At 71.3% G+C, this 20,759-nt stretch carries 16 protein-coding genes; 3 read left to right on the top strand and 13 right to left on the bottom strand.

The window, feature by feature from the left end:
• Positions 1 to 101: 101 nt before the first annotated feature.
• From ABT369_RS49290 to ABT369_RS49280, 3 genes are all read left to right on the top strand, one after another.
• Positions 102 to 1,376 carry a serine hydrolase domain-containing protein gene (locus ABT369_RS49290; RefSeq protein WP_350624085.1) on the top strand — a complete coding sequence of 425 codons (1,275 nt, stop codon included), beginning with the start codon at positions 102 to 104 and terminating at the stop codon, positions 1,374 to 1,376.
• An 83-nt stretch (positions 1,377 to 1,459) separates the two neighbouring features.
• Positions 1,460 to 2,488: a radical SAM protein gene (locus tag ABT369_RS49285; protein WP_350624083.1), complete on the top strand. Its 1,029-nt coding sequence runs from the start codon at positions 1,460 to 1,462 to the stop codon at positions 2,486 to 2,488.
• On the top strand, positions 2,466 to 2,675 hold the full coding sequence (locus ABT369_RS49280) for a radical SAM-modified peptide, FtsH ternary system-associated (protein WP_350624081.1): 210 nt from the start codon (positions 2,466 to 2,468) through the stop codon (positions 2,673 to 2,675). Before ABT369_RS49285 ends, ABT369_RS49280 begins: the two co-directional genes overlap by 23 nt.
• Positions 2,676 to 2,690: 15 nt before the next feature.
• Here the strand turns inward: ABT369_RS49280 and ABT369_RS49275 are convergent, their stop codons facing one another.
• The 13 genes from ABT369_RS49275 to ABT369_RS49215 form a co-directional block, all read right to left on the bottom strand.
• Positions 2,691 to 6,041 (bottom strand): WD40 repeat domain-containing protein, encoded by a 3,351-nt coding sequence (locus ABT369_RS49275; protein ID WP_350624079.1) that lies wholly within the window; start codon positions 6,039 to 6,041, stop codon positions 2,691 to 2,693.
• Positions 6,041 to 9,337, bottom strand: a complete 3,297-nt coding sequence (locus tag ABT369_RS49270) for a WD40 repeat domain-containing protein (protein WP_350624077.1) — start codon at positions 9,335 to 9,337, stop codon at positions 6,041 to 6,043. Before ABT369_RS49270 ends, ABT369_RS49275 begins: the two co-directional genes overlap by 1 nt.
• Positions 9,334 to 10,023: a hypothetical protein gene (locus ABT369_RS49265; protein WP_350624075.1), complete on the bottom strand. Its 690-nt coding sequence runs from the start codon at positions 10,021 to 10,023 to the stop codon at positions 9,334 to 9,336. Before ABT369_RS49265 ends, ABT369_RS49270 begins: the two co-directional genes overlap by 4 nt.
• 17 nt (positions 10,024 to 10,040) lie before the next feature.
• Entirely contained in the window at positions 10,041 to 11,702 is a 1,662-nt protein-coding gene (locus ABT369_RS49260; protein WP_350624073.1) for a DUF8588 domain-containing protein, read from the bottom strand.
• Positions 11,699 to 12,307 carry a hypothetical protein gene (locus tag ABT369_RS49255; RefSeq protein WP_350624071.1) on the bottom strand — a complete coding sequence of 203 codons (609 nt, stop codon included), beginning with the start codon at positions 12,305 to 12,307 and terminating at the stop codon, positions 11,699 to 11,701. Before ABT369_RS49255 ends, ABT369_RS49260 begins: the two co-directional genes overlap by 4 nt.
• Complete coding sequence (locus ABT369_RS49250; RefSeq protein ID WP_350624069.1) at positions 12,304 to 12,579, bottom strand: hypothetical protein; 276 nt, start codon at positions 12,577 to 12,579, stop codon at positions 12,304 to 12,306. The genes ABT369_RS49255 and ABT369_RS49250 overlap by 4 nt, the downstream gene beginning before the upstream one ends.
• A 20-nt stretch (positions 12,580 to 12,599) precedes the next feature.
• Positions 12,600 to 13,373 carry a molecular chaperone DnaJ gene (locus tag ABT369_RS49245; protein ID WP_350624067.1) on the bottom strand — a complete coding sequence of 258 codons (774 nt, stop codon included), beginning with the start codon at positions 13,371 to 13,373 and terminating at the stop codon, positions 12,600 to 12,602.
• Between the two features lie 15 nt (positions 13,374 to 13,388).
• Positions 13,389 to 14,549, bottom strand: coding sequence for an AAA family ATPase (locus ABT369_RS49240; RefSeq protein ID WP_350624065.1), 1,161 nt, complete (start codon positions 14,547 to 14,549; stop codon positions 13,389 to 13,391).
• Positions 14,546 to 16,510 carry an ATP-binding protein gene (locus tag ABT369_RS49235; protein ID WP_350624063.1) on the bottom strand — a complete coding sequence of 655 codons (1,965 nt, stop codon included), beginning with the start codon at positions 16,508 to 16,510 and terminating at the stop codon, positions 14,546 to 14,548. Before ABT369_RS49235 ends, ABT369_RS49240 begins: the two co-directional genes overlap by 4 nt.
• Entirely contained in the window at positions 16,510 to 17,466 is a 957-nt protein-coding gene (locus ABT369_RS49230) for a hypothetical protein (RefSeq protein WP_350624061.1), read from the bottom strand. The genes ABT369_RS49235 and ABT369_RS49230 overlap by 1 nt, the downstream gene beginning before the upstream one ends.
• The gene (locus tag ABT369_RS49225; protein WP_350624059.1) at positions 17,454 to 18,461 is read right to left on the bottom strand and encodes a JAB N-terminal domain-containing protein; all 1,008 of its coding nucleotides are present in this window, start codon (positions 18,459 to 18,461) and stop codon (positions 17,454 to 17,456) included. The genes ABT369_RS49230 and ABT369_RS49225 overlap by 13 nt, the downstream gene beginning before the upstream one ends.
• Before the next feature lie 8 nt (positions 18,462 to 18,469).
• Complete coding sequence (locus tag ABT369_RS49220) at positions 18,470 to 19,936, bottom strand: effector-associated domain EAD1-containing protein (RefSeq protein WP_350624057.1); 1,467 nt, start codon at positions 19,934 to 19,936, stop codon at positions 18,470 to 18,472.
• The coding region (locus ABT369_RS49215) for a ThiF family adenylyltransferase (RefSeq protein WP_350624055.1) at positions 19,915 to 20,759 on the bottom strand (845 nt) is incomplete at its 5' end. The genes ABT369_RS49220 and ABT369_RS49215, both read right to left, overlap by 22 nt.

Below are 20,759 nucleotides of genomic sequence, written 5' to 3'. Positions count from 1 at the left end.
CGGGATGCGCACTCGATGTCAACGCCTCGCGACTCTCAGCTACGAACACCCTGCTGAACGCGGCTTCGGCCGCGTCCAGTTTGGACGGCTAGGCTTTCGGCATGAGTGTGCGGTCCTTCATCGCGACGGTCGAGCGCGACGTCGACGCGCTGCACAGCCTGGTGTTCCGGCGCGGCGGCGAGGTGGTGGCCGAGGGCGCCTGGCATCCGTACACCCTGGACACGCCCCACCGCCTGTTCTCGCTCAGCAAGAGCTTCACGAGCACCGCGGCCGGGTACGCGGTCGCCGAGGGGCTCCTCGACATCGACGAGCCGGTGGCGAAGTACTGCGACGGCCGCGGCGACCCGCGAATGCTCGTGCGGCACCTGCTCACGATGACGACCGGGCACGTGGTCGAGCCGCAGCCGTCCGGCGCGGACTGGCTCGAAACTTTCCTCGCCGCGCCGGTCGAGCGGGAGCCGGGCACCCACTGGCTCTACAACACCGCCGCCACCTACGCCCTGGGCGCGATCGTGCAGCGGCTCACGGGGCAGCGGCTGGTCGACTACCTGCGCCCGCGCCTGCTCGACCCGCTCGGCTTCGGGCCCGTCACGTGGGAGCAGTGCCCCCAGGGCCGCGACGTCGCCGGGTGGGGCCTGTCCGCACGGACCCACGAGGTCGCGCGGTTCGGGCAGCTGTACCTGCACGACCCCGACGGCACCCTCCCGCCCGGCTGGGCCGAGCAGGCGACCCGAGCCCAGGCCGACAACGACGACGGGGGCGACCTGCCCGACTGGAACCAGGGCTACGGCTTCCAGTTCTGGCGCTGCCGCCACAACGCGTTCCGCGGCGACGGCGCGTTCGGCCAGTTCTGCGTCGTCATCCCCGAACGCGACGCGGTGCTGGCGATGACCGGCGGCACGACGGACATGCAGCGCGTGCTCGACCTCGCGTGGGAGCACCTGCTCGACGACCTCGAGCCGTGCGAGATCGGGCCCCTCGCGCTGCCGACCGTCCCCGGTGGACCGTCGAATGTGGAGGGACGGTTCGTGGTCGCCGAGCCGCGCCGCCACCGCACCGGCGACTGGCGGCCCAGCCACGAGCACACGCCGACGATCCGCGCGGTGACGCTCACCCCGGGCCGGGTCGTCATCGAGGACGCCTTCGGCACCCACGAGCACCCCTACGCCCACGACGGCTGGGTGCCCAACGGCGCCACGGCCGCGACGGGAGCCTGGAACGGCGGCGCCTTCACGCTGCGGGTAGCCTATGTGGACGGACCGTTCATCAGGACGTACACCTGCGAACTCCACGGGGACGAGCTCGTCATCGACCCGAGCGACAACGTCTCCTTCGGCCCGACCGGCTATCCACGGGTGCGCGCCACCCGGGCGTGAGGACCGGAACCTCCCGTACTTTCGGCTTGTTCGGACGCTCGACGCTGGAGCTGATCTCGGCGTTCGCCCTAGCATGACCGGTGATGAGCGAGTGGACCCCGGCCGTGCTGTCCACGGCCGAAGCGGGACGGCACCGGTGCGACCTGTGTCCGCACCGATGCCGGCTCGGGCCCGGCCAGGTCGGCTACTGCCAGGTTCGCCGCGGCGCCGAGGCGGGGCTGGAGACGCTCACCTTCGCCAGCTCCGTCGAGCACCTCGACGCGGTCGAGCGTAAGCCGCTGTACCACTGGCACCCCGGCCGCCGCGTGCTGACCCTGGCCGCGCCGGGCTGCTCGTTCCGCTGCGACTACTGCATCAACTTCCGCATCTCGCAGTACGGCCGACCCGGCGGCCAGGACTGGGACGCCACGCCCGTCGACCCGGCCGCGGCCGCCCGCAAGGTGGCCGACACCGGCGCGGCGGGCATCGCGCTGTCCTACACCGAGCCCTCGCTGGCCATCGAGCTGACGCTGGCGCTGGCCGCCACCGGCACGCCCGTGGTCTGGAAGAGCAACGGCTACCTGACCCCGGAGGCGCTGGCGCTGGCCGCCCCTGCGGTCGCCGCCCTGAACATCGACCTCAAGGCGGTGCACGACGACGATCACCGCCGCCTCACCGGCGGGGAGGTCGCCCCGGTGCTCGCCGCGATCGCGGGCTTCCGGGCCGCCGGCGCCTGGGTCGAGGTGTCCACGCCGCTCATTCCCGGCTTCAACGACCACCCGGACCAGGTCGCCGCCATCGCCGCCGCGGTCGCCGCCATCGACCCGGCGATGCCGTGGCACCTGCTGCGGTTCAGCCCGGCGTACCGCATGACCGACCGCGATCCGACCTCCCCGACGGCCCTGGAGGACGCCGCGGCGATCGGGCGCGCCGCGGGCCTGCACTACGTCTACGTGGAGCGGGCGCTCGGCCCGGCCGGCCGGGAGACCCGCTGCCCGGGCTGCGCCGCGGTGGTCGTACGCCGCGACATCTGGTCCGCGGAGCCGCCTCTGCTGCACGCCGGCCGCTGCCCGGAGTGCCGAACCCGTATCGCCGGAGTCTGGGGGAACGATGACCGAGCATCGGTACGTTGAGAGCCTGCCCGACCTGATCTCGCCCGACGAGTACGCGGACCACCCGGACGGCGCACTGGTCAGGCTCCGCATCACGGTCACCGGCAACGGTGTCGAGGTGCTCGGTGACGCCATGCGCCCCGAGCACGTCGAGGCGCTGCTGGCCGCCGCCGGCCTCCGGAACATCCAGCAGATGCTCTGCGGCTGAGCCCACCGGCTCTGCTTACCGGCCCTCGCCGCCGGCCAGGATCGCGACGACGGCCCGTCCGACGTCGGCGGCCGTCGGGCGCGGCGGCACCCGCACGATGTAGGACGAAGCGGCGTCCCGCCCGGCGCTCTCCCCGGGCGCATGGGTCGTCACGACGCGCAGCCCGGGCCGCCCGGTGAGCCCGTGGTCCTCCGCGGCGTACCGCATGGCCAGTACCACGGTCACGGCCATCCCGGTCCCGCTCGCCGTGTGCATCGCCGTAGCCAGATCGGGCGGCTCGAGCGTCCGGGTCGTCCACAGCGCCATGAGATCCGCGGCCCTCCGCAGCGGCGTGACCTGCCCCGGCCGGTCGAGCGTGACGACGGCCGCCTCCTGCCCCTCCTTGAGCAACAGCTGCGCGATGCCGTGCGCGACGAGCCGGAGGGCGATCTCCATCGGACCGAACGCCGGCGGAGTGTTGTCGAGGACGAGCACCGTCCGCTCCAGCACCAGCCGGGGCTCGCCCTCGTGCAACCGGTACAGCAGACTTCCGCGCGCCTGCTCGAGCCGGAACAGCTCCGGCGGCAGCGCCAGCTGGGTGCGCAGCAGGTTGCGCGGCTCTCCACGGCGCCGCAGCCCGACGGTCCCCGCACTGGACCGGGCGGACGCTGCCCGGGCGTCGAGCTGAGCGCTGACCTGCCGTGGAATGTCGGTGATGGCGGCGTGCGCCCGCGGATCGAGCACGGGCAACGCCGCCGCGAGATGCCGGGAGCGCACCGGGAGCGTCGGGTCGGCCTGGACGGCCTCCGGCCCGAGCAGCGCGAGCAGCGTGACCGTCTGCTCGCTCACCTCCTCCGCGGCCGCCACGAGCGCACCGACGGGCACGGTGACCGACCGGTGCGTGGCCGACGCCGCCCGCAGCGCGCCGTCCAGTGCTTGACGCAGCTGCGGCACGGTCGCCTCGGGCGCGGCGAAGGCCGGGTCGAACTCGGCCTGTTCGGCGAGGAGGGCGGCAAAACCGACGCGAGCGGCGGATGGCCACCCCAGTGCCCGGAGCCGGGCCACGCCACGGTGCCCGGCCAGCATCGCGAGCCGCTCGCCCACTCCGTGGCCGCCGGTCAGCTGCACGAGATCGGCAACGACCGAGAGGGGGGCCGCGATACCCGCGGAGGCGAGCGCGGGCACTCCGTCAACGGCGGCCCGGACCACATCGGGCGCGGCCTGCTTGCGCTCCCCCGCGAACGGCTCATCCCCGACCTCGATGTCAACCGTGGTGAGCATTGGCCCATCGACACCGGAATACCCAAACAGATATCTCCCGCTCCCAATTTCAGCGAAGGCTAGATACTCGGTCGAATAGCTCTGGTGAAAGACCTCCGGAGCAAGTTCGGCCAGGCGTTCGCCCGTTTCAATGTCCCACAGAATGACAGGTCCGATGTGATAGCCGATTTCTGTGCCATCCTGCGACAAGCCCTGTAGCGACGCAGCGACGACCACTCCACCATCGGCAAGCCGGAGGGCGCGGATGGAGCGAATCACGTCCCCGGCTTCGATTGACATAGAACATGTTCCCGAATCCAGGTCCCAAGCTTTTACAGCTCCGTCCAGACCGCCACTGACAAGTATCTCAGAACCACCTCCAGACGCCACAAACTCGATACTGTAAATTCCTTTTGTATGACCAACCAGTCGATGCATCAGGCTGCCGTCGGAGTAGTTCCATACCCAAATTGTCGAATCAGCTCCGGCCGCCGCAACAACCATCCGACCATTCATAAGGACCACCGCCGCAACCGAGAATATGGCCTCGTTCACGTTCTGGAACTCCCGGATCAACGCACCGGAAGCCACATCTCGCAACTCAACCCCATACCGGCTCGGCCCACCCGATATTAGAACTTCGGCGCCATACGGATCACGCGCCAATCGGGCTGCATAGCGCAGTCCGGAGAAATCTTTCAAGAATGATCCGGAAATCGGATCCCAGAGCCGCACCACGTCCTGACTCTCCGACACCGCAAGGAGCGCAGACCCGTCCGAACGCACCAAAGTGGACAGATACCACGCGACGTCGTTCGACCTGTCAAATTCGTGCATACACTCGTGGGTTGAGGTGTCCCAGACCCGCGTCACATCGCCGCCGGTCACGAGTAACGGTGAAGAGCCTGGGCGCTCAATGAATTCCACCGCCCTCGAATCGCCGTCACAACGCAAACCAATCGGATCAGTTCCGACAGAAACCCGCCTCGGACCGCTACGCGAAGGAGCTTGCTTCGGCCTCGGCCCGGTCAGTTCCCATATCCGCACGGCGCCGGATACATCCCCCGTCGCCAGCAGCAGGCGACCGTCACGAGCCTGGCCGATCTCACTGCTCCAGATCGTTTCCGAGGCCGGCACCAGAGTGCGAATCTTCACGCGATCATGAAAGTCCCAAACACCTATTTCTCCGTTTTCACCAGCAACGACGGCGACTCTCGGACAGTTTGGCACAATTGTCGCGGCCTCAACGATAGAGCCCACCCAAACAGGGGGCGCCATGACGGCTTCTCCCTCAAGCCGCAATACGCTGGAGAAGCCATCCGTGCCAGCAACCAGGAGCGTGGATAGGCCATCTGATCCTTGCTCGAGTCTCAGTCGGAATATTTCACTAACCGAAGCCTCCAGGCTATGCCTGACCTGACCCGTTTCACAATCCCACACCCGCACCCGACCTTCTTGATCTCCGGTGACCACGAGCCGAGCGCCACGCTCTGAGATCATGCAATCGATCGCCTTCACATCGCCGCGATGCTGGTCGAAAACAAGGCGGAGTTCATTCGACCGCAAATCGAATACCCTGACCTCGCCAACACAACCGGCAACCAGAGAAAGACTGCCGTCGGCCATCGAGACAAAGCGCACCGAGCTGGCCTGAGCACGCGACGGAAAGGTCTGAAGCAATTCGCCGGAAAGCGCGTCCCATAGCCGCACCGATTCGTCGAACGACGCGGTCGCAAGTAGCACTGAACCATCTTCCGCGGCGTGTAGTGCCACGTCGTAAACACCATCGGAGTGGCCCTCAAAAACCATGTGGCACGATCCCGATTCCGGATCCCAGAGACGCACTGCGCCGCGATGGGAGCCGGTGGCGAGCAGCGATCCCCCGCCGGGAAGGCCTACCATCGCGAGTGCGCGAACACCGGGGCGACCATCACGGCCGCCTTGCGGCTCGAAACTGTCCTGCAGGTTTCCGTCAAGGGTGTGCAGCAAGACCGGATTCAGGTCGTCGGCACTCAGGACCGGCGCGGTGATGCGAGCCGGCGCCAGAGATGACCGGCGGACGCTCGCCGCATGGCTGGCCGCCCACTTCGCCAGCGGGCTCGGTCCGACGCCATCGTGCGCATCCATCAGCGTTCTCCGTCTCCGGTCCCGGCGATCAGCAACTCGGCAATTGCTCGCGCCACGTCCGGCACCGCCGCCCGAGGCGCCAGATGCACGCCAAACGGGCCGGACATCGCCGGCCGCGGTCGTTCGCCCGGCGCGTGCGTCGTCGCGACCCGGAGGCTCCGGCAAGGAGTCAGGCGATGGTGACGCGCCACGTGATGCGTGGTGAGCACCACCGTCGCGGCCAGGCCCGCGCTCCCGGCGGTGACGAGCGCCTCGCGGAGATCCGGCGGGTCGTAGCACCGCGTCGTCCACAGGCCCACGAGATCCTCGGCCCCGCGCAGCGGCGCAAGCCGTCCCGGGCGGTCCAGCGTGACCATCGCAACCTCCTGCCGCGCCCGCAGCACCGCGCCGGCCAGGCCGAATGCCAGCAGCCGCAGCGTGGCCTCGACCGGGCCGAACGTCGGCGGGGTGGTGTCCAGGACGATCACGAGCGGTTCGACGAAGATCTGCGGTTCGCCTTCGTGGAGGCGGTACAACAGGCCGCCGCGCGCCTGGAGCCAGGCGTACAGCCGAGGCGGCAGGGCCAGTTGGCTGCGCAGCAGGTCGCGTTGCGGACCGTGCCGCCGCAGGCCGACGGTGGCCGAGCCGGCTCGCGCCGACACGGCGTGCGCATCCAGTTCGGCCTCCACCCGACGCGGAAGGTCGGTGATCGCCGTCGGGGCAACGAACCCGATCTCCGGCAGGTTGTCCGCCTGACGGCGCAGGCGCAGCGGCATCATCGGATCCGCGGCGACGGCCTCCGGCCCGAGCAGGGTGAGGAGCGTGAGCGTCCGGTCGGTCACGGCCTGCGCGCCGGCTATCAGGTCCGCGATCGGCACGGGTGCGGGCCGTGCGCCGGCCGGCGGCCGCTCCAGCGCGGCGAGCAGTTCGCTCCGAAGCCGCGACAGGTCCGCTCCCGGCGGCGCAGGGCGCACGCTCGACGGCGCCTCCTCCAGCAGCAACGCGGCGAGCCCCACCCGTGCGGCCAGGGGCCAGTCAAGCGCACGCAACCGCCGGAACCCAGGGTGTCCGACGAGCCCTTCGAGCGCACCCGAACCCTCGCCCGCGCCGATGAGGTGCGCGAGATCCTCGACCAGCCCGAATGCCGCGTCGAGCCCGGCGCCGGCCAGAAGCGCGAACCGCTGGGCCACGACCTCGCGATCCCGGCCTCGGCGCCGCCCGCCACCATCGCCCGGCGTCGACCCGGCGGTAGGACCGGCCAGCACGGTCACGACCACGTCCTCGCCGCGCGGATGCGATGCCCAGATCGTGCCGTCGCGCCGGGCGGAGAGCCCGAACGGTTCCATCGAGTTGTACCGCTGCCATGAGGTTGCCCCGAGCGCAAACAGCCGGTCGCCGGTGATCGCGTCGTACAGGAGCGCTTCCCCCACCGGGCCTGTCAGCAGAAGCGCCCCGCCGTCCGGAAGTGCCGCAAGACGTATCGCCCCCTTCGGGGGGCTTTCGAACGCGATACGCGCCCGGGTCCCGCGTTCGACGTTCCAGACGCTGATGCCGTCCACGTCGAATACGCCGAGCAATGATGTGCCGTCGCGCAACTCGCACAACGCGACAGAGCTGACGTTACTCGCCTCGAATCGCTGCAGTTCCTCACCCGTCGGCAACCCATACAGCACGACGGCATGCCGACCGCCGACGGCCAGCACGGAGGACCCGTCGCCCAGGCGGCCGGCCGCAATCGAGAAGACCGTGCCGTCGCCCGAAAACTCCACGTGCGGATCAAGCTCGGGGTCTGCTCCGCTGTCGGCGATCCTCCAGCGTGACACGCCGGAGGAAGTAGTTACATAGAGCGAATCCGCACCGTCCGTTTCGGTGACGAAGGATGCGGAGTACCCGGTCAAGGAGACTCCTTCGGGCCCGACCCTGTGTAAGTACTCACCGGTTGCCGGATTCCCGAGATACACCGCTCTTTCGTTCTCGCTGACGATCACCGCATCGGAGCCGTCCGGCAGGGGCGTGGCCGAGACGCCCAGAAACCAGCCGCCTGGTGTGAGCGTGCGCAGCAACCGCGTTCCGCCGTCGAGGTCCCAGATACGGACGGCGTCGGGGGTACCCGTGGCCAGGAGCAGCGCGTCGTCTCGCCCGTGCAGGAATACCGTTTGCGTCTCGCCGTCGACGTGATCGGGAAGGCTGAACTGGCGGAGGACTTCGAGTTGGCGGTCCGTGCCGGCATCCTGCTCCGCTGGTTCCAGCAGCGACCAGACGTCGACGGAGCCGTCGATGCGCCCGGCGGCGAGCAGCAGCCGGCCGTCGTCAAATTCCGCGAGACGGGCCGACCAGTAGGCCTCCGTCGGCCCGTCGACGTGGCGGATGGGCTCGGCAGTGATCGGATCGATGAGGTCGATCCGGCCGTTGTCGCCGAGGGCGGCCAGGAACGACGGATTCCGCCGGTTGCGGGGGCAGTCCGCTCCGGTCACGAATCCGCCCGAGACGAACCGTTGAAGCCGTTCGCCGGTCTGAGGGTTGGATATCAGAAGATCCGGATCGCGCCCGCCGGTCACCAGCCGGAGCACTCCATCGCCGGCGATGATGAATCGGACGATCCCCGAGGCGTCGACCTCGATTTCACATCGTTGCTGATCGGCCGAGGCGTCCCAGACCTGCGCCTGCCGGGAGGAACCCACGGCGAGCAGGACCGTTCCATCGGCAGCGACGTTCACATCGAGGCCGGACAGATCTCCCGAACTGGCCTGGAGAGAACGAACGAGGGTGGCAGTGGCCGCGTCCCAGAGCTTGGCGTAGCCGTCGTCCGAGACCGTGGCCAGCAGGAGCGTGCCGTCGGAAGCGACCGCGAACTGCACGCCGGTCACTTCGTCCTCATGCGCGTCGATGGTCCGAAGCGGCGCACCGGTAGCCGGATCGAGAAGCCGAACGCGTCCCTGCCGATCGCCCAGGGCCACCAGTGATCGCCCGTCCGCGGTCGTGATCGCTGCCACGGCGTCGACCCGAGACTCGTCCAGCGAGAAGTCGTGCCGCTCGTGTCCGGTCAGCGGATCCCACATGCGAACCGTGCCGTCGCGGCATCCGGTGAGGATCGCAACGCCCACGTCCGCGGACCGGAGGACGGCCAGCCCGCGCACACCGAGATCCGAATCCGAGTCCTCTTCGCCCCGGGCCGCCTTGAACGTGTGCAGCAGCCGCGGGGCGAGGTCGGCGACCGAACGCGCGGCCCGGGCCACCCGTGGCCGGGTGGAAACGGTCGCGGCGTGAGCCTGCGCCCAGGCCCGCACCGCGTCGTCCGGATCCGGCGCTGCGCTCATACGGTCGTGGCGAACACGGTCGGGGGCAGGTCGCGGCTGCGGTACCACAGCAGCCTCCGCTCGCGCACGGTCGCGCTCACCGACACCAAGGCCTGCGGCGTCACCCCCACCGGGCACCGCAGCACCAACCGGAACGCGAACACGCCGGCGAGCGGGTTGTGCGTCGTCGCGTAGAGGTGCCAGGCCGGATCGGAGGTGAGCAGGTTGTGCGCCCTGATGTGGGGATCGCTGGTGGTGACGGTGGTCTGTCGCTCGACACTGCCCAGCGACACCGAGACCGGCTCCATCTTGAGCTCGGGCGCGAACTTGAAGGTGTCGGTGGCCTCCTGGGCGTCCACGACCCGCTCCGGTGCCATCGACCACGCGACCGGCGGATCGCCCGGGGTGCCTGCCGACGACAGCAGGAGCGTCAGCACCGCCTGCGTGAATGGCGGGTCGTCGGAACCGGTGGTGAGGGAGAGCGCCAGGCGCGCCATGTGGTACGTGTACCGGCTCGCCTCGGCGAGGGCGAACGTGCGCAGCTCACCCTCGAGCGAGTCCGGCGCGATGGGCACCGCGATCGGGCCGCCGACGCTCACCCGCCCGCCGAGGTCCGCCGCGGCGGGGCCCTCGTCGCCGGGCGCGCGAACCTCGATCTTCTCGAGTTCCATCGTGACCGGGCGCAGGTCCAGGGCCGGCTCATCCATGCTGTCTCCTTCGAGCGTCATCGTTCCCGTTCGGCCGCGCGTTCGTAGAGCTCGCCGGCGCGGTAGGCATCGCCGCGGCGGCGGTGGAGTTCCGCCGCCGTGGGCAGGTCACCGGCGGCTTCGGCCGCGAGCGCCTGCTGCAGGAGCTCCTCCACCGGTATCGGGGTCGCCATGCGGTCCAGGAGACGGCGGAACGGAGTCTGCGGGCGCGGCGCCTGCGGCTGGGGGTCCAGGTCGCGCAGGGCGGCGACCGTGGCGTTGGGCAGCTGCTCCACGATCGGTGGCCCCGCCGAGGCCCAGAGGGTCCACACCGGACGCTGCTCGTCGAGTCGGAAGCGCAGGCCGCGGTCGCCGAGCAGGACCACCGCGTGGCCCGGATCGGGTGCGAACAGGCGGCGGCGCGCCGTGGGCGGCAGGTCCGGGTCGAGGCGGCGGCCGCGGCCGATGTACAGCAGGCCGGGGCCGATGCAGGTCAACGGGCGGCCGACGGCGAAGGTCTCCAGCAGGCCGCCCGGGGCGAGCATCAGGTGGGCGTCGGCGCCCGGGACGATCAGGGCGAGCTCGGCCAGCGGGTGGCCCTCCAGGAGCAGGCGCAGCTCGCCGAGTTCGGCATCGTCGAGGAGCAGGGCGTCGCAGCGGCGGTTGGCGGCCGGATCGGCGATCACACGCACGGTCGGGGACGTCGAGGTCTCGTCGAGCCGAGCGGGGGGTGCCGTCTGGTCGCGCAGATGAAAGCCGGGCGCGGTCATCACCAGCCCCGTGGCGTCCTCCGCCGGGGCGAGCGGCTCAAGCCACCAGCATCCGAACGCGGCGTCGGCGAGCACCCAGAGCCTGTCCTCGCCGACCAGGGCGGCCAGGTGCTGGTCCGGCATCGGCGTGGCCCGGCTGTGCTGCAGGAGCAGGTTGCCCTCGCGGCCGCAGGCGCGGGCCACGAGGGTCACCGGCAGGCGGGCGAACGCCTGCAGAAGGGTCGGCGCGATCGCACCCTGCGCGGCGGTCAGGTCGAGCCGGACGTTCGCCGGGCTCGCCGCGGTCGCTTCGCCCCAGAGCGGTCGCAGCCGGACCGGCTGGTGCCGGACGTTCAGCCCGGCATCGAGGGCACGGCGCACGGCGTCGGCGGTCACGGCGCCGGGCAGGATGAGCGTCGACGACTGGGCCGGATGGGATCGGACCGGGTGAAGTCCGGCCGCGCGGACCAGGTCGAGCAGCGGGCACTCCAGCAGGGTCGACGGCTCGACGGCGTCAGCCGGCCCGGCCGACGGGTGCTGGCCGAAGCCTCTGTCCCGGACGAAGCGGCCCTCGACGAGGACGAACAGCGTGCCGCCCGTGGCGTGGACCACCGAGCGGGCCAGATCGAGCTCGACGGAGGCGTGCAGCCACCACTCGTCGGCGCGGGTGTAGGCGCGCACGTCGCCGTCGCGATGTGCGCCGACGAGACGGCCGGCGCAGCCGAGCGCGGCGGAGGCCGTGCCGAAGCGGGCGAAGATCTCCGACCGCCGGGGCGCCGGGACCGGTGCCGGTCGGCGCCCGGGCGGCGGCTTGGGCGCGTCGGGCGAGGGGCGCTCGGCGGCCTGCCGGGCCGGCTCGGCGATGCGCTCGATGTCGAGCGCCGGGCGCCGATCCCGCCGGGCGGGTGGTGGGTTCTCGGGCGGGTTTCCGCGCCGCCGCCGCCCGGTCACGCGGCCCGCCCGGCGACGGCCGGCTCGGGATCGGGCGGCAGCACGATCGGGGTGCCGAACTCCGCGGCGGCCCAGGTGATGAACCGCTGCCGGGCGCCGGGACGCCGACCGCGGACGGCCGCCGCGTGCACGAGCGCGGCCTGGTCCATCCGGCCCATGCCCTTGGCGACGCTCGTCGCCCACTCCGTGACGCGCACGTCGCTGACCGGGTCCGGCCCGGCCAGTGCCTCCTGAACGTTCAGCAGCGTGGCGAGGGCGGCGGTGTCGCGGGCGCGCTCGGCGATGTCGCACCGGGCCTCGACCAGCTGCCGCAGCAGGATCGGGGCCGACCAGACCGCCGGTGGCGCCGGTGCGGGTGGCGGAGTGTGGCGGGCGAGGCAGGCGCGGGCGTCCGCCGGGCGGTCCAGGACGTGCACGAGCAGCCAGCCGGCCTGGTGCTGCTCGGTGGCGCGCTCGAACATGGGCACCGCGCTGGCCGGATCGCCGATCTCCAGGTACAGGTCGGCGGCCTGCCGGAAAAGTCCGGCGCGCCCGTAGCAGCGGGCGGCTTCGGCGTGCGCGCCGGCATCCCGGTAGCACTGGGCGGCCTGTTCCCAGAGGCTCACCGGGCGCCGCCCTCCCGCAGCGGAGCCTGCCGTGCCGCCGCCGGCGTCTCCTCGACCGGGGCGGCGATGGTGCGGTCGGGTTCGGGCTCGACGTCCGCGAGCTCCTCGACGACCCGCCCATGGGGGTCGACGACCTCGGCCAGCCTGCGCGCCGCGCGCTCGTGGCGCGCGTCGTGGTCGGCGGTGCGTGGCCCGTCGGGCACGTCCTCGACCTGGAAAACCTCCACCTCGCCGGTCTCCACGCGATACCGGAACTGCACCCTCAGTTGCATGGTCGGTCTCCTCGGTGGTCTCAGACGCGCATCGTGAACTGGATGTCGACGACGCCGTCGCGCTCGCTGAACGTCAGCCCCTCGGCGTTGTTCGCGCGCGCGTAGGCGAAGAGCGCCTCGCGAATCGCCTCGCCGAGCGCGCGGTAGAAGATGGTGCGAGCGTGGATGCCCGCGGCCGCGAGCTGCTCCATGGCCTGCGCCCGCAGGGCCTCGGTCCGCTCGGCGATCCGCTGCCGCAGCAGCTCCTCGGCCCGGCCGCGGGCCTCCGCGGTCAGCTGGGGATCGTTGGCCGCCTCGGCCGCGGCGGCCTCGGCCTCGAGCCGCTCGCGCCGCCCGCCCTCGAGCTGCTGCTGGGCGTTGTGCTCGGCGGCGCGCGCGGCGTCGTCCTCGGTGATGCCGCCCCACAGATCGTCGTAGTACGTGCCGGTGCCGGTGGCCGTGAGCGTGCCGTCGAGCCGGCCACGGGCCGTGGCCACCGCCTCCGCCTCGGCCCGCACCTCGTCGGAGAGCCGGACCGTGATCTCCAGCTCCTGTTCGGCGATGTGGTAGGCGAGGTAGCCGTCGTCGAGCGCGAACCGGAACACGTTGCCGTCGCGCTCCCAGCCCTCGGTGCGGTCGAGCACCTCGATGAGGGCGGCGAGGGTCGGGGCGCCGATACTGTCGTCGAGCGCCTCCCGCACGGTGGCCTCGCCCACCGCGGTCGCGGACACCGACGCCAGCCGGCGCATCTCGTGCTCCCACGCCTCGTCCAGCTGCCGGCTGGCCGTGACCTCGACACGTCTGGGGTTGCACATTGGCATGACCTCCGGTCAGTCCTGGAAACGCTGCTGACGTTGCTGAAGCGCCGCGGCCTGCAGGCGCCCGATGGTTTCGAGCAGGTCGGCGCGGTCGGAATGGAAGTCGCGCACGTCGGCGAGCCAGCGGCTGAGGCGACGCTGCAGCTCCCGCAGCTCCTCCAGCGACTCGACGCCCTCGATCTCGTTCTCGGTCTTGGCCAGGAGGGCCTGCAGCTCCGTGAGGTCCGTGACCGAGCCCGCCCGTTCGGGCTCGCGCACATCGTGGTCGCGCAGGATCTGGCTGATCGTCTGCTCGTCGCCGGGCAGCGCCCACAGGTGCGCGAGCACGGAGAGGTCCTCGGGCTCGGCCCGCTTGCGTGCGTGCAGCAGGGCAGTGGCCGCGATCGCCTTCTGCGCCTTCACGGCCCGCCGGTCGGAGAACACGACCTCGCCGGCGCGGAAGGCCCGCAGAATCGAGATGAGCTGATACCGTACCGGCTGAAGATCGACGGCGGCGACAGCGTGCTGCAGCCGCTCGAGACTGCCGAGCGGGAAGTCGGGGCGGTCGGGCAGCTCGGCCGGGCCCTCCAACGCGGCCTGCTCGTGGGCCCAGCCCAGGTCCAGCACCGTGCCGATCGCCTCCTCGGAGACCGGCCGCACGGTGTACCGGAACAGGAACCGATCGCAGAAGGCGCGCAGCATCGGGTCGTCCGGGATGTCGTTGGCCGCGCCGAACAGCGAGATGAGTGGCGCGTCCTCCTGCAGCGGCCCGTTCTGGAAGTGCCGCTCGTTGATCAGCGTCAGCAGCGTGTTGAGAATCGCGCTGCTGCCGTTGAACACCTCGTCCAGGAACGCGATGTGGGCCTTGGGCAGCATGCCCTCGGTGTTCAGCACGAGGTCGCCCTTGTGGAAGCTCGGCACGTGGATGGTGCCGAAGAGCTCGTCGGGCTCGGTGAACTTCGTCAGCAGGTACCGGAAGTACTTCGCCCGCAGCATGGCGCTGAACCGCTCCAGCACGCCGGTCTTCGCGGTGCCCGGAGGGCCGATCAGCAGCACGTGCTCGCGGCACAGGGCGGCGAGCGCAACGATGTCCACCGCGGCGTCGCGCTCCACGAAGTGGTCCTTGATGCGCCGCAGCTGCATGTTGAACGCGAGGACGAGCTTGCGTACCTCAGGATCGAGCTCGGTCGTCACGCGCTGGTCTCCAGTTCTGGCTCAGCGGCCGCCTCGGCCGGCGGCACGTAGAGCACCACCGTCACGTCGTCACCGGTGCTCCCGGCCGCGGGGCCCGGACGAACCGGCGGCGTCGCGGCGGTGCTCTGGTCCTTGGTGTGCTCGCCCCGGCGCAGCCGCCCGACAACGGTCCCGAGATCGGCCGGCCGGACCACGCCATGCGGGTCGTTGAGCAGCTGATGGGCCCGGGCGTCGCGGAAGATCGAGCGGATCTGGTCGCCGTTCATGCCGTGGGTGACATCGCCGATCCGGTCGAGCAGCATCGGCGAGACGTCGATCTCGAAATGGTCGGCGTGCTTCGTGGCGATCTCGCGCCGGGCCTCCGGATTGGGCAGGCCGATGGCGATGGGCCGGAAGCGGCTGGGGCGCAGGAGTGCGTCGTCGATGATGTCGAGGCGGTTCGTGGTGCCGATGATCAGCACCGGTACGTCGGGCCGGAACCCGTCCATCTCGGTCAGCAGCTGCGCCACGATCGCGTTGCCGGCCCGGGATCCACCGTCCTGGCCGCCGGAGCGGCGCCCCGCGATCGAGTCGATCTCGTCGAAGACGATGACGGAGGGGGCGTTGCGACGAGCCTCGGCGAAGATCTCGCGAATCTTGCGTTCGCTCTCGCCGACGTACATGTCGGTCACCTCGGGCCCGGAGACCACGAGGATCGTGGCGTTCATCTTGGTGGCCACCGCCTTGGCGAACAGCGTCTTGCCGGTGCCGGGCGGGCCGAAGAAGATGAACCCCTTCGGCACCAGCTCGGAGCGGTACTTCTTGGGGATCTTGTCGGGCTCGTTCAGCAGCGTGATCGCGGCCTCCAGCTCCTCCCGGACCTCCCGGTAGCCGCCGATGTCGTCGAGTGAGACGTTCGGTACCTCGAACGAGCTGGCCGTCGTGTTGGCCTTGAACCGCCGCAGGACGTTGAGCAGATCCTGGAAGTCGCCGCCGCTCGGATGGGCGCGGCCGGCGTAGATCATCGCGTGCCGGAGCCGGACGGCGCTGAGTCCGGCGATGTGTTTGTGCAACTGGATCGCGTCGAACCGGTCGAACCGCTCGGCCTCCGCCCGGGTCACCAGCGCCATGCCGGTCGGCATCGGCTTGCCCGTCTCGGACATGACGTCCTTGGGCAGGATCTCGACGTCGATGCGCACCGCGAAACGGTTCGCCAGCACCTCCGGGATCACCAGCGACGGGTCGACGAAGGCGAGCAGCACGACCTTGCTGCGTTCGTACAGAACATCGATGAGCTCCCGCGCCTCGGCGCCGAGCGTCGCGTCGCTGCCACCGGCCAGCAGGTCGAGGTGCGCGACGAGGATCATGTCGCGCTTGCCGCAGTCCCGCACCGCCGCCTGCAGCTCGATCAGGATCTGCTGACGGCGGCCGCCGGTCGCGTCGGCCGGACGGCGAGCGGTGGCCGCCTCCGCGGGCACGGTGTACACCTGCCGCCCGCAGCGCCCGGCCACCTCCAGCGCGAGGTGCTCGACCAGCAGCTTCTCGCAGCGAACCAGCACCGAGAGGTCGGCCTGCAGGAACTGCACCGCGTTCTGGATCTCTTCGTCATAGGCGATCCGGACCGCGGTGGCATCGTCGATGACCTCCGGGTGCCGGTCCTCCGGGCGCGGCGGCTCGCCAGCCGCGGGTAGTGCGAGGGCGTCCTCGGGCTCGGCGGCTGCCCCCGCCGGGGCACTCGCGGCCGGCAGGACGCCCGGCGGCAGGTACACCGCCTGGTCGGGTGCGGCCCGGCCGACCTGGACGCTGAGATGCACCACCGGCGTGTCGAGCAGCGGCTGCAACGGCTGCAGGCCCAGGGCCGGCTGCTCGCGCAGCAGCTCGGCGAGCGTGGTGCGGCCGTCGTGCTCGGCCTCGGCGAGCCGGTCGTTGAACGTGTCGGCATCGCCCATCGGCACCACGGTCACGGTGGTCCGCGCGGCCATCAGCCACCTCCTGGGATCGTCAAGCTGGCTCGGTGCCGGCGGACGAGGTCGAGCACCGGCCGGTACCACGTCCGGTCGAGCAGGATTCGACCGGCGATCGTGGTGCCCGGCGCCGCCGGATCACCCGAGCCGCTGGCGATCCGCTCCTCGATGCGGAGCCCGAGTCCGTGGCGGCGCTGCTCGTCGTCATCGGCACGCAGCATCGGCAGCCAATAGAGCAGCACCGCGACCGTGTGCGGGCTCGGCCGGCCCGTCAGGTCCCGGCGGGCCGCCTCGACGGCGGCGTCCCACCCGGATCGGTGCCAGAGGAACGCCCCGACGTACACGTCGAGCAGCACGGCCGGCCGCTCCTGGCGCAGCTGATCCAGCACCTGGGCCCGCCAGCGCAGCACGAGCGCGTCGGCGCTGGGGGCCGCGCAGGCGCGGACGAGCACGGCGGCGCCGCCCGGGCGGGTCAGCAACCGGTTCAGGGCATTGCGGCCCGCGGCGACCCCGTCCGGCGCGGCGGGGCGGTGCAGCACCATCGTCAGCGGCGAGGCGGTGAGCAGCTTCTCCACGAGCTCGGGCGCGGCACCGCCCGCGGGCGGCTCGGCGCTCATCGCCGGCCCGGCGACGGCGTGCCGGGCCACGCACTCGGCCCAGCCGGCATCGCGGCGGGTGAGCCGGACCGGTGGTACCGCGTCCAGCAGCCGCCCGCTGAGCTCGGGCTGTGCTCGGCCCCCGATCGCGGCGGCCAGCATCAGCGCCGCCGGACTCGCCCCACCGGCGTCGCCCAGGGGTGGCTCGCCCGCGCCGATGCGCGCGGACGCGGCGCCGGTCGCCCAACGCAGCGTGTGCACGGTCACGGGATCCGGTGCGCCGAGCGCGGCCAGACCGGTGAGCGTGCCGGTCGGCGGCGGCCCGTCGGGCTCGGCCGACCATCGCAGCACCCGGCGGGCGGTCGTCAGGGCGTCCACGACGCCCCCGGGTGGTAGGCGGCGGGCTGCATCGCCTTGCCGTTCCAGGTGTAGGCGCGCAGCACCCGCTTGCCCGTCTCGTCGATGTTGATGAGCGCGGCGAGGTGCCACGCACGACGAAACGTGCTGGCGTGCAGGTCGACGTCGATCGACGAGAGGCCGATGCCCTTCGTCGCCGGGAAGAGATGGGTGTGGTACCAGCCGACCAGCCGCACGTCGCCGCCCGTCCGCGCCACCATCTCGTTGATGCGCAGGAAGCTCTCGCCGGTGAAGGTGAAGTGCAGCAGGGAGGCGCCGGTGCGCTCGGCCGGAATGGCGGAAGTGACCTGCACCAGCTGGCCGCCGCCGACGCGGTCGCGCAGGAGCCGGCCGACGAGGAACCCGCCCTCCTCGACCTCGTTCGACAACGGCATGTCATGCAGCATCAGCGGCTCGACCGGGGCGGCCAGCACGGCGGTGACCGCCCCGGGCTCGGCCTTGACGGCCGGCTCGACACCGAGCTGGTCGAGATCGGCCAGCGGCGGTTCGGGATCGGGCAGCTCCTCGATGTGCAGCACGCGCGGGCCGGTCCGGCGCGTGTCGACATCGACCGTGCCGTGCAGGCGCGGCGCGGGCCGCTCCATGGTGATCGCCTCGAGCCCCGGGCCGGAGACGCCGAAGCCCCACTGCCGCTCGTCGGGGTGCCGAGCGGCGAGCAGTCGCTGCAACGGGCGGCCGATGACCTCGCGGACCGAGTGCGGATGACGGTAGATGAGCCGGCCGTTGCGGACGATCTGCACGGTCACATAGCCATGGCCGGAGCGCAGGTTCACGAGCGCCGGCTCGCCGCTCAGCTCGTGCAGGTCGCTGATGGGGTGGAAGTTCAGGATGAACGTGACGTCGCGCAGCGGCTCGCCGAGCGCGGATTCGAAGACCGGCACGAGGATCGAGAGCAGATCGATCCGGCTGTCCCGCACGTAGTCGTCGGTGCGGTACAGGTCAATCCAGAGACTCATTGCCGGCCTCAGCCGATTCGCTGCATCGTCGTGCGGAACACGGTCGGCAGTTCCCGCCGCACCGGGATGACCGGCGAGCCGCCCATGGCTTCGATCTCCTCCTGGTGGTAGACGGCCCACATCGCGGCGTCCGGGTCGTAGAAGTTGACCCGCGGCACGGTCGTGTCGTCCGGCGCCGCGTCGAGGCCGAACACGTCGTAGTTGCGGTAGGCGGCGATGTCGAGGATGACTCGGCAGATCTCGCCGAAGTCCTTCGCCGGATACCACGAGTCGGCGAGCTGGCCGAGACACACCAGGCCGCGCGGCGCGCCCGGCGAGGCGGTGCGTTCGCAGTCGTACGTCGGAAACACGTTCGGGTGGTAGTACGGCGTGAGCCAGAAGACCTTCGGCGCCGTCGCCGGAAAGCCGGGCACGAGCAGGATGCGGACCCGGTGCCGTTCGACGATGGTCGGCGTTCCCCCGGGTTCCGGCGGCGGGCCGAAGCTGCGCTGGTTGAAGGCGAGGTCGTAGCGCGTGGGCAGGAAGTCGGTGTCGGCGCGCACCTCGATGCCGTGGGAGCGCCCGAAGCCGACGATCTGACGACGCACCCGGCCCAGTGCCGCCTCGCGGTCGTCCGGACCGGAACTGCCGGCCCGGCTCTCGAAGCCGATCTGCAGGCGTGCGCCGTCCTGGATATTGGCATCGGCGAGGGTCTGCTCGGGGTTGAGCCGCTGCTGCTCGCCGTCTTCCCCGACGTTGTTGATGACCGTGCCGCGCGTCGCGACCGCCGGGTCTTTCCCCGTGTACCCGCTCGCCACCACCTCGCTGGCGAGCGTCGTGAGCGAGACGGCGGCCGGCGTGTCCTGCAGCCGGAAGCGACTGCCGTCGGGGCCCTGGACGACGAGATCGCGCAGCAGGTAGTGGGCGCCCTCCGGACCGGCCACGGTCCACGGCAGCTGCGAACGCTCCAGCTGCGACCGGACGTACGTCACGTCGGAGGACGAGACCGTGTAGGCGACAACGTGCTCGGTGGCCAGCTCCATCTGAGGATTCAGGCCGAGCGCGGTGAGTTCGGCGGCGGCCTGCTGCGCGGTCTGCGGATCGCGTGTCGAGAAGAAGACGTGGCAGGTTCGCGCGGTTTCCGGGGGCTCCTCGCTGATGTAGCGCTGGTAGAGCCGGTAGAGTCCCTCATTGCCCTGATAGAGCCGGGTGGCCCGCGACAACAGGCGACGGTAGCCCTGCTCCACCAACCCGGGATCCAGCCGCGCGAAGATGCCCTCCCACCAATCGATGGCGGACCCCTCGGTCGGCCAGCCGGGCAGCATCGCGGCAGGGTACTGGATGGCGGTGAGCAGGCGCCGTGACGATGGCAGGTCGCTGAACGCGGCGGCGATGAGATCCAGCAGGTCGGCGCGATCCTCGGGGTCGAGGCGGATGTCAGGCCGCGGACGCTCCGGCTCGGAGCCTTGACCTGCTAACTGGCCAGTCGTAACCAACGGTACCCTCCATCGGGCTCCCGGACCGAGATGAACTCTGCCGGCGCGACGCCGATGGCTGCCAGCGTTGCGTCCGGCGGCGCCACCCGGATGCGCTGGGTCACGTCCGGCCTGACCGGCCGGCCGCAGTGGGGACAGTCGATGACATCGGCGGCGGGTGCGTCGATGGTGTAGTCACCGCCGCAGTGGTAGCAGCTGCCCGGAACGGGAAACATCCCCCGGGCGAGCGGCTCGGCGCCGGCGGGAAGCGCGGCGAGCAGCGTGGCGACCGTCGCCGCGCTGCCGACGGCGACCTGCTCGGCGGCGATGGGTGTGCCGTGGAAGGGGCAGGAAGGGTCGCGGCGGGCGGCGAAGGGCTGGGTCCGCCCGGTGAGCGTGGCGATCTCCAGGAACCGCCAGTCGACTTCGTGGCCGAGCATCAGCCGCACCGCGGCGACCGTCATCCAGCCGGCCACCAGCGTCGTCGTGATGATGGACGCGCCGTACGGACTCGCGCCGCACCGTTCGGCGTCATCGTTCTCGGCGCGTTCCTGGGCGGTGAGCGTGCAGCCGTAGCAGGACTCCTCGGGGCTGAGCCGCAGCCGGACCTCGCCGCCCCACGGGTTCGTGCCACCGTCCACCAGGGGTGCGCCGGCGTCGGCGCACCGAGCGAGCAGGGTCATCCGGGCATGGCGGGAGTCGAGGCAACCGAGCACGACGGCGGCGTCGGCGAGCTCGCCGACGCCGACCCCGGCGGGCAGCTCTGCGTTGCGCGCCGCGACCGCGACGTCCGGAGCGAGCCGCCGCAGACTCCGGGCGGCGACAGCGGCCTTCGCCGAGCCCA

Origin of the sequence: Dactylosporangium sp. NPDC000244 (genome assembly GCF_040300725.1) — a bacterium.
Lineage (GTDB): Bacteria > Actinomycetota > Actinomycetes > Mycobacteriales > Micromonosporaceae > Dactylosporangium.
The sequence above is the reverse complement of the archived record's forward strand: the minus strand, read 5'-3'. Positions and strand labels throughout refer to the sequence as shown.